We start from the raw sequence: 8,777 nt of genomic DNA on the forward strand, positions 1-8,777 counted from the left end.
AGACGTGCGTGAAGGCAGACGTGCGTGAAGGCAGACGTGCGTGAAGGCAGACGTGCGTGAAGGCAGACGTGCGTGAAGGCAGACGTGCGTGAAGGGCGGCGGCCGAGACGGCCGCCGCCCTTCCGCTTCCGCACGTGCGCGCGCAGGCCGATCGACATGATCCGTTCACGGCCGGTTCGCCGGGGGGCCGCAAGCGCTGTCGAGGATCATGATCATGTCATCCTGGAGAATGCGACTGACCGTCCCCGCGGGTCTCGCCGCCGTGCTGCTCGCCACCGGCGGCACCCTGTCCTACGCGTCCGCCGCCAACTGGACGTACACGAACGACTACGAGGGCAGCTGCCTCACCGCCTCGCCCACGACCGACAACGTCTGGTCCGCCCCCTGCAACGACTCCCTCGCCACCCGGAACTGGCACTGGGGCAGTGTGACGACCGACGCCTTCGGCTACACCTTCCGCAGGCTGGTGAGCAACGCCAACGGCGACTGCCTCACCACGGACTCCAAGTCCCTGAACAACGCCGTGTGGACGAGCCCCTGCGGCGGCAGCGGCCAGCAGTTCTGGAACGCCGACGATCACCGGATCATGAACCTCTACACGGACCAGCTGCGCACCTCCGACAACGGTGACGCGATCTACAGCAGCACGGCCGCGGTGACGGACATGATCCCGATCGAGCGGTTCGTCTGGTGGGGCGCCCACGACTGACCCGTTTCCCGGACGCCTCCGCCCCGGCCGGGTTACCGTCGGAGCATGAGCATTCGGGCCGTGGTCTGGGACGTCGACGACACCCTCTTCGACTACACGACCGCAGACCGTGTCGGCATGCGCGACCACCTCGTGGCCGAGGGCCGGCTCGACCGGTACGGCACCGCCGAGCAGGCCCTCGCCCACTGGCGGCAGGTGACCGACCAGCAGTGGGCCAGGTTCTCGGCCGGCGAGACCACCTTCGAGGGTCAGCGCCGCGAGCGCGTGCGGGTCTTCCTGGACGAGCCGCTGACCGACGCCGAGGCCGACGCCTGGTTTCAGCGTTACGTACGGCACTACGAGGCCGCCTGGGCCCTCTTCCCGGACGTCCTGCCCGTGCTCGACGCCCTCGCCGCCAGTCACCGGCACGCCGTGCTGTCCAACTCCAGCCTCGCCGTCCAGGACCACAAGCTGCGCGTGCTCGGGGTGCACGACCGCTTCGAGACCATCCTGTGCGCCGCGGAACTCGGCGTCTCCAAGCCGGAGGCGGCCGCCTTCATGGCCGCCTGCGACGCCCTGGGCCTGGCCCCCCACGAGGTCGCTTACGTCGGCGACCACCCCGAGATCGACGGGCGCGGTGCCGCGGACGCCGGACTGCTGTCGGTGTGGATCGACCGCGGCGGCGTGTACGCCGACGCCGGCACGTTCCACGGTCCCCGCCGGATCGCCTCCCTCGCGGAACTCCCGGCGATCCTCGGCGCGGAACTCGTTTTGGAGCCCCGTCCACCTTCGGGTAATGTTCTTCCTGCGCCGCCGGGGAGCGGGCCGAAAGGCCGGAAACCGGGGGAGTGAACTAGAACGAGAACCCCGTAGGGGCTTGCGTTCCAGTGGCCTATGGTGTAATTGGCAGCACGACTGATTCTGGTTCAGTTAGTCTTGGTTCGAGTCCAGGTAGGCCAGCTCGCAGAGCTCATCTGCACGCGCGGATCACATCCGCAAGCCCCCGTTGTGTAGCGGCCTAGCACGCTGCCCTCTCAAGGCAGTAGCGCCGGTTCGAATCCGGTCGGGGGTACTGATCTCGATCACTCGGGATCGCTAGGGCCCCCGTTGTGTAGCGGCCTAGCACGCCGCCCTCTCAAGGCGGTAGCGCCGGTTCGAATCCGGTCGGGGGTACTGACTGGTCTAAACCACATTGGTCTATGGTGTAATTGGCAGCACGACTGATTCTGGTTCAGTTAGTCTTGGTTCGAGTCCAGGTAGACCAGCTCGGGCCTGCGGAAACGCAGTGTCCACGCCCCCGTTGTGTAGCGGCCTAGCACGCCGCCCTCTCAAGGCGGTAGCGCCGGTTCGAATCCGGTCGGGGGTACGCGTCACGAAGGCCCTCCACTCAGGTGGAGGGCCTTCGTCGTGCCCCGGCCCGCCGCTCACTCGAAGCCGTAACGGCGGGCCGACTCCTCCTCCTGCGCGACCCGCCGCAGGGCGCTCAGCACCGGTTCGAGCAGGACCGTCCCCAGCACCGCGACCTCCACCTTCTCCGCCTCCGACGCGTGGGTCTCCACGAAGTCCAGGTCGAGGACGGCCACCTGGTGCATCAACCGCGCGTACGGCACCGTCAGTTCGATGTCCCAGTCGTAGCCGAGGCGCCGGAACGCGGCCAGCCCCGTCACCAGCGAGCGGTAGGCGGGGGAGATGGTGCTGAGCGCCTGCGCGTTCGACCAGCCGAGCCGCTCCAGCATCCGTTCCACCTCGGCGCGCGCTCGCTCCACGAACTCGTCCTCGCCGTCCGGGTCGGGCACCTCGGGCAGCGCCCACAGGGCCGCGCCCATCCGGATCGTCCGGCCCAGGGACTCGTCGTCGATGTGCCCCAGCACCTCGCGGACCTTCGCCACCGGGAGCCGCCCGATCTGGACGAGCGCCCGCACCACGCGCAGCCGGCGCAGATGGTCCTCGTCGTACTCGGCGGTCCTGGCGTTGATCTGGCGGCCCGGCGCCAACAGCCCTTCGCGCAGGTAGTACTTGATCGTCGCGATGGGCACACCGCTGCGCTTGCTCAACTCCGCCAGCCGCACCTCTTGCGCCTCTCCTTGGGAAGTGCCACTATCCAATCACCGTTGAAAAGGATAGTGCCGCTATCCAATCAGGGACCACGGGGGTGCCCCATGTTCGCAAAGCCGATTCCGGGCCGTACGACCGCGGCCGCCGAAGGCGATGCGGTGGTCCTGCTGATCGGGATGCGCATCAATCACTTCTGGGCGGTGCACCAGTGGCTTCCGGTGATCCTGTCGATGTCCCGCATGCTGGGGGAGCTTGCCCGGGACAGGAGCCGGGGGCTGCTGGGACGCGTCCTGCTGACCGCCTCGCCGCGGACCTACTACGTCGTCCAGTACTGGGAGTCCAAGGAGAAGCTCTACGCCTACGCGTCGTCGCCGGAGATGTTCCACCACCGGGTGTGGGGGATCATCAACCGCAAGGAGCGGGCGGGCAAGGTGCGCGGGCACGTGGGGCTGTGGCACGAGGCGTACGTCGTGCCCGAGGGGTCGTACGAGTCGATCTACTTCGACATGCCTGCGTTCGGCCTCGCGGCGGCCACGGGGGTGCTGCCGATCGAGCGCCGGGGGCGGACGGCCGCGGAGCGGTTCGCCCGGCGGGCGGGGCGGGGCGCGGACGCCTAGACCGCCCTCGTGCCGAGGCCGGTCGTCCGGGGCGTCGTCCGGGGGCCGGCCGTCGCGCTGTCGGGGCAGGGCTGCCGCGGCGTTGAGGCCGCCCTGTCCCGTCGGCGCGGAAGCCGGCGCGTGCCGCCGATCAGCCCGTGCGGCGCAGGGCCTCCGAGAGACGGGCCGCGGCGTCGATGACCGCCTGGGCGTGCATCCGGCCCGGGTGGCGCGTCAGGCGCTCGATGGGGCCGGAGACCGACACGGCGGCCACCACGCGGTTGGAGGGGCCGCGCACGGGCGCGGAGACGGACGCGACACCCGGCTCGCGCTCGCCGATCGACTGGGCCCAGCCGCGGCGCCGCACGCCCGACAGGGCCGTCGCCGTGAAGCGGGCGCCCTGCAGACCGCGGTGCAGGCGCTCCGGCTCCTCCCAGGCCATCAGGATCTGCGCGGACGATCCGGCCTTCATGGTGAGTGTCGAGCCGACCGGGACCGTGTCCCGCAGCCCGGACAGGCGCTCCGCCGCGGCTACGCATATGCGCATGTCGCCCTGACGGCGATAGAGCTGGGCGCTCTCGCCGGTGACGTCCCGCAGGTGGGTCAGCACCGGGCCCGCGGTGGCCAGCAGGCGGTCCTCGCCCGCCGCCGCGGCCAGTTCCGCGAGGCGCGGGCCGAGAATGAAACGGCCCTGCATGTCACGTGCCACCATGCGGTGGTGCTCCAGGGCGACCGCGAGTCTGTGGGCCGTCGGTCGTGCCAGTCCGGTCGCCGCCACCAGACCCGCGAGGGTGGCCGGGCCGGACTCCAGGGCGCTCAGGACAAGGGCCGCCTTGTCCAGAACGCCCACGCCGCTACTGTTGTCCATGCAACGATACTCGCGTCTCACTCTGTGAAACGCAAGTTCAATTTTCCGTGGAACGCGCCACTCTTGGATGACACAGCGGCCCGTGAACGTGAGGGCCCGGCGGCGGACGCCCGGAACAGGGGCGCGGGTGCCGCCTCCTCAAGATCTCTAGTTGGGCCGGTGGAGTCTTGCCGGCCGGAGGGAAAGCGATGGGTAGGACACTCGCGGAGAAGGTCTGGGACGACCATGTCGTCCGGCGCGCCGAGGGCGAGCCCGACCTTCTCTACATCGATCTGCACCTGCTGCACGAGGTGACCAGCCCGCAGGCCTTCGACGGGCTCCGCAAGAGCGGGCGCGGCGTGCGCCGGCTCGACCTGACCATCGCCACCGAGGACCACAACACCCCCACCCTCGACATCGACAAGCCCATCGCGGACCCGGTCTCCCGGGCCCAGCTGGAGACGCTGCGCAAGAACTGCGCCGAGTTCGGCGTCCGGCTGCACCCGCTGGGAGACGTCGAGCAGGGCGTCGTGCACGTCGTCGGCCCGCAGCTGGGCCTGACCCAGCCCGGCACGACCGTCGTCTGCGGCGACTCGCACACCTCCACGCACGGCGCCTTCGGCGCGCTGGCGTTCGGCATCGGCACCTCGCAGGTCGAGCACGTGCTGGCGACCCAGACGCTGCCGCTGGCCCGCCCGAAGACCATGGCGATCACGGTCGACGGCGAACTGCCCGAGGGCGTCACCGCCAAGGACCTGATCCTGGCGATCATCGCGAAGATCGGCACCGGCGGCGGCCAGGGCTACATCCTGGAGTACCGCGGCTCCGCCATCGAGAAGCTCTCGATGGAGGCCCGGATGACCATCTGCAACATGTCGATCGAGGCCGGCGCCCGCGCGGGCATGATCGCCCCCGACGAGACGACCTTCGCGTACCTCAAGGGGCGTCCGCACGCCCCCGAGGGCGCCGACTGGGACGCGGCCGTCGCGTACTGGAAGACGCTGAAGACGGACGACGACGCCGAGTTCGACGCCGAGGTGGTGATCGACGCCGCCGCGCTGTCGCCGTTCGTCACCTGGGGCACCAACCCGGGCCAGGGCGCGCCGCTTTCGGCGTCCGTCCCCGACCCCGCTTCGTACGAAGACGCATCGGAGCGTCTGGCCGCCGAAAAGGCCCTGGAGTACATGGGGTTGGAGGCCGGGCAGCCGCTGCGCTCCATCAAGGTGGACACCGTCTTCGTAGGCTCGTGCACCAACGGCCGCATCGAGGACCTGCGCGCCGCCGCCGACCTCCTCAAGGGCCGCAAAGTCGCCGACGGCGTACGGATGCTGGTCGTCCCGGGCTCGGCGCGGGTGGGCCTGCAGGCCGTCTCCGAGGGCCTGGACGTCGTGTTCAAGGAAGCCGGCGCCGAGTGGCGGCACGCGGGCTGCTCGATGTGCCTGGGCATGAACCCCGACCAGCTGGCCCCCGGCGAGCGCTCCGCCTCCACCTCCAACCGCAACTTCGAGGGCCGGCAGGGCAAGGGCGGTCGTACGCACCTGGTGTCGCCGCAGGTCGCCGCAGCGACGGCGGTCCTGGGCCACCTGGCCTCCCCGGCCGACCTGACCGACACAACCGCCGCATCTGTGCCCGCTGGAGTCTGATCAGTCATGGAAGCTTTCACCACGCACACCGGCCGGGCCGTCCCGCTGCGCCGCTCCAACGTCGACACCGACCAGATCATCCCTGCTCACTGGCTCAAGAAGGTGACCCGGGACGGTTTCGAGGACGGGCTGTTCGAGGCCTGGCGCAAGGATGAGAACTTCGTCCTCAACCGCCCGGAGCGCAAGGGCGCCACGGTCCTGGTCGCCGGCCCCGACTTCGGCACCGGCTCCTCCCGTGAGCACGCCGTCTGGGCGCTGCAGAACTACGGCTTCAAGGCCGTGATCTCCTCCCGCTTCGCGGACATCTTCCGCGGCAACTCGCTCAAGAACGGCCTGCTCACGGTGGTTCTGGAGCAGAAGATCGTGGACGCCCTGTGGGAGCTCACGGAGGCGGACCCCGAGGCCGAGATCACCGTCGACCTGGAGAACCGCGAGGTGCGCGCCGAGGGCATCACCGCCTCCTTCGACCTGGACGAGAACTCGCGCTGGCGGCTGCTGAACGGCCTGGACGACATCTCGATCACGCTCCAGAACGAGGCCGACATCGCGGCCTACGAGCAGCAGCGGCCGTCGTACAAGCCGCGCACGCTGCAGGTCTGAGCTCCGGCTCCGCAAGAGCTGGTTTCGGCCACCTCGATCTCCCCGCTGTACCCCCGATCGCCCCGATCGGGGGTACAGCCGTTTCCGGCCCCGGACGGCCTGGCGCCCGCCCCCGGGAACCCTCAACTTCCCAGGTTAGGACGCTTGTTGCCGGGGTAGCCGGGTCCTGCGACAGCGGCCTGTGCCGGTGCCGAAAGGGCCGTCCGAGGCGGGAGTTGCCCCCTGCGCAGGCGACAACTTGCCCCAGATGGCACAATCTGTGCATGGAACACGACGGCCAACTCGAGCTCTATGCGGCAGTCGCGGACCAGCTGAAAGAAGCGCACTCGACGGTGCGCGCACTGCAAGTCCCGGAGGGCGTACGGATGGCGCTGACCCGGAAGCTGCTGGCCATTACGGCCGCGGCCAAGCACGATCTCGCCGACGCGGCAAGGCGGCTGGAGGGGTTCCGGGCGGACCTCGACGAGGGTCGATTCCCCGGAGAGGAACGCTGATCAACTCCCAGGCAGTCGAGTTCCGCTGCGGCACAAGGGTGATAAGCCCGTTTCGTGTTTGATTTGCGGTATATATCTGCCTAACGTGCGAAAAGCTTGAACACTTACGTTCTGGCGATGTCTCCGAAGGGGAAGACGTGAACAAGGCGCAGCTCGTAGAAGCGATTGCCGACAAGATGGGCGGCCGCCAGCAGGCCGCCGATGCTGTCGACGCCGTCCTGGACGCCATCGTCCGTGCGGTGGTCGCGGGTGACCGGGTCTCGGTCACCGGCTTCGGTTCGTTCGAGAAGGTCGACCGCCCGGCCCGTTACGCCCGCAACCCTCAGACGGGCGAGCGGGTTCGGGTCAAGAAGACCTCCGTGCCGCGCTTCCGCGCGGGGCAGGGCTTCAAGGACCTGGTGAGCGGCTCGAAGAAGCTCCCGAAGGGCGACATCGCAGTCAAGAAGGCCCCCAAGGGCAGCCTGAGCGGCGGGGCCGCCGCCACGGTAAAGAAGGCGGCAGCGAAGAAGGCCGTCACCAAGACCGCCGCCGCGAAGAAGGCCGCCGCGAAGAAGGCGCCGGCCAAGAAGACCGCGGCCGCCGCGAAGACGACCGCCGCGAAGAAGGCGCCCGCCAAGAAGACCGCGGCCGCCGCCAAGACCACCGCCGCGAAGACCGCCGCCAAGAAGACGACGGCCAAGAAGGCCCCGGCCAAGAAGTCGCCGGCCCGTACCACCGCCAAGAAGGCCACCGCCCGCAAGAGGTAATGACGCAGGGGCACTCACGCGCCGGGCCGGACTCCGCACGGAGTCCGGCCCGCGGCGCGTTACGGGAGTTTCCCGAGGGGTTCAGAACGTCTGGAGGGTCACCAGCGTGATGTGGCGCCCGGCGCCCTCGCCCTCGGTCTCGATGCGTACCCGCTGCCCGGGCCGCAGCAGCCTCAGCCCGCCCGCGTCGAACGCCGCCGCCTCGAAGGGCACCGGCGTCCCGTCGTCGAGCAGCACCTGCCCGCTGCGGGTTTCGGGGTCGTACGTGTATGCGGTCGCCTGCATGCCGGCAGCCTACTGCCCCGGGATCAGCAGCCGTGCGGCCGCCGCGGCCGTCCGCGGCCCGACTCCCAGGCTCAGGGCGGCCCGCAGATCGTCGCCGGTGTCCACGTCCTGGCGCACCGAGTCGACCGCGTCGAGGGTGAGTTCCGCGGCGCCGGACGCGCGGTGCCGGGCCCGGGAATCGGCGCCGAATTCCGGGCGCAATTCCCGGCCGGGGGCGGCGGCCAGCACGGTCGTGCCGATCGCCGCCGCATCCGCGAGAAAAGCGCGGGGGAATTCCGCGGCCGCGTCCAGAACCCGGGACAATTCCGCGGGACGCAGTGCCGGCAGGTCGGCGTTCAGGGTCGCCACCGCGCCGCCGGGGCGCGCGGCGCGCACCGCCGCCGCCGCGTGCGCCAGCGCCGGGTTCAGGCCGCCGCCGGGTTCGCCGGCGACGATCCGGGCGCCCAGTGCGGCCAGTTCACGGCCGGCCAGGGCGTCGTCCGTGACGACGGCCACATGCCCGACCGCCGGGCAGGCCAGCGCGGCGGCCACCGTGTCCTGGGCGAAGGCGAGGGCGAGGCCCGGGCGCAGTCCGTCGTCGGCGGTGTCCGAGAGCCTGCTCTTGGCGCGCGCCAGAGGTTTCACGGGTATGACCAAGGTCCACTGCACGAGCGTTCCCTCCCTCCTGTCCGCGGCCATTGTCACTCAGCCGTCACCTCGGCCGTCCGGCGGGCGGGGGCGAGGGTGTGGAGGAGAAGGGGCGCGAAGCTCCTTGGAAGGGTGGGGGTGGGTGACGGGCCGGGAGGAGAAGGGGCGCGAAGCTCCTTGGAAGGGTGGGGGTGGG

The 8,777-nt window shown here is 70.3% G+C and carries 10 protein-coding genes, 5 tRNA genes and 1 pseudogene; 12 read left to right on the plus strand and 4 right to left on the minus strand.

Annotation, left to right across the window (positions count from 1 at the left end):
- Positions 1-214 precede the first annotated feature (214 nt).
- From AB0G63_RS14890 to AB0G63_RS14920, 7 genes and pseudogenes are all read left to right on the plus strand, one after another.
- A complete protein-coding gene (locus AB0G63_RS14890) occupies positions 215-709 on the plus strand; it encodes a hypothetical protein (protein WP_360749708.1) in 495 nt (164 codons plus the stop codon).
- A gap of 45 nt (positions 710-754) precedes the next feature.
- Positions 755-1,485: pseudogene (locus AB0G63_RS14895) on the plus strand (HAD family hydrolase).
- 91 nt (positions 1,486-1,576) lie between these two features.
- Positions 1,577-1,648: transfer RNA gene (locus AB0G63_RS14900), tRNA-Gln, on the plus strand.
- A gap of 39 nt (positions 1,649-1,687) precedes the next feature.
- A tRNA-Glu gene (locus AB0G63_RS14905) sits at positions 1,688-1,760 on the plus strand.
- Between the two features lie 28 nt (positions 1,761-1,788).
- Positions 1,789-1,861: transfer RNA gene (locus AB0G63_RS14910), tRNA-Glu, on the plus strand.
- 20 nt (positions 1,862-1,881) lie between these two features.
- Positions 1,882-1,953, plus strand: a tRNA-Gln gene (locus AB0G63_RS14915).
- Positions 1,954-1,981: 28 nt separating this feature from the next.
- Positions 1,982-2,054, plus strand: a tRNA-Glu gene (locus AB0G63_RS14920).
- 58 nt (positions 2,055-2,112) lie between these two features.
- Here the strand turns inward: AB0G63_RS14920 and AB0G63_RS14925 are convergent.
- Positions 2,113-2,757, minus strand: coding sequence for a MerR family transcriptional regulator (locus tag AB0G63_RS14925; protein WP_360749711.1), 645 nt, complete (start codon positions 2,755-2,757; stop codon positions 2,113-2,115).
- Between the two features lie 90 nt (positions 2,758-2,847).
- Between AB0G63_RS14925 and AB0G63_RS14930 the strand changes: the two genes are divergently transcribed.
- On the plus strand, positions 2,848-3,360 hold the full coding sequence (locus AB0G63_RS14930) for a DUF4188 domain-containing protein (RefSeq protein WP_360749714.1): 513 nt from the start codon (positions 2,848-2,850) through the stop codon (positions 3,358-3,360).
- Positions 3,361-3,490: 130 nt separating this feature from the next.
- Here the strand turns inward: AB0G63_RS14930 and ndgR are convergent, their stop codons facing one another.
- Positions 3,491-4,207: an IclR family transcriptional regulator NdgR gene (ndgR, locus tag AB0G63_RS14935; RefSeq protein WP_015036427.1), complete on the minus strand. Its 717-nt coding sequence runs from the start codon at positions 4,205-4,207 to the stop codon at positions 3,491-3,493.
- A gap of 188 nt (positions 4,208-4,395) precedes the next feature.
- On the opposite strand from ndgR, the gene leuC reads away from it, so the two are divergent.
- The 4 genes from leuC (at position 4,396) to AB0G63_RS14955 (ending at position 7,669) form a co-directional block, all read left to right on the plus strand.
- A complete protein-coding gene (gene leuC, locus AB0G63_RS14940) occupies positions 4,396-5,829 on the plus strand; it encodes a 3-isopropylmalate dehydratase large subunit (protein WP_360749717.1) in 1,434 nt (477 codons plus the stop codon).
- Positions 5,830-5,835: 6 nt separating this feature from the next.
- Positions 5,836-6,429 carry a 3-isopropylmalate dehydratase small subunit gene (leuD, locus tag AB0G63_RS14945; RefSeq protein WP_360749720.1) on the plus strand — a complete coding sequence of 198 codons (594 nt, stop codon included), beginning with the start codon at positions 5,836-5,838 and terminating at the stop codon, positions 6,427-6,429.
- 263 nt (positions 6,430-6,692) lie between these two features.
- On the plus strand, positions 6,693-6,923 hold the full coding sequence (locus tag AB0G63_RS14950; protein WP_324788841.1) for a hypothetical protein: 231 nt from the start codon (positions 6,693-6,695) through the stop codon (positions 6,921-6,923).
- A 137-nt stretch (positions 6,924-7,060) separates the two neighbouring features.
- The gene (locus tag AB0G63_RS14955; RefSeq protein ID WP_360749724.1) at positions 7,061-7,669 is read left to right on the plus strand and encodes an HU family DNA-binding protein; all 609 of its coding nucleotides are present in this window, start codon (positions 7,061-7,063) and stop codon (positions 7,667-7,669) included.
- Positions 7,670-7,750: 81 nt separating this feature from the next.
- On the opposite strand, the gene AB0G63_RS14960 is transcribed toward AB0G63_RS14955, so the two are convergent.
- Positions 7,751-7,954 carry a hypothetical protein gene (locus AB0G63_RS14960; RefSeq protein ID WP_360749727.1) on the minus strand — a complete coding sequence of 68 codons (204 nt, stop codon included), beginning with the start codon at positions 7,952-7,954 and terminating at the stop codon, positions 7,751-7,753.
- A 9-nt stretch (positions 7,955-7,963) separates the two neighbouring features.
- Positions 7,964-8,602, minus strand: a complete 639-nt coding sequence (gene cofC / locus AB0G63_RS14965; RefSeq protein WP_360749730.1) for a 2-phospho-L-lactate guanylyltransferase — start codon at positions 8,600-8,602, stop codon at positions 7,964-7,966.
- Between the last annotated feature and the right edge of the window lie 175 nt (positions 8,603-8,777).

The sequence above is a fragment of the Streptomyces sp. NPDC020996 genome, from assembly GCF_040641355.1.
GTDB lineage: Bacteria > Actinomycetota > Actinomycetes > Streptomycetales > Streptomycetaceae > Streptomyces.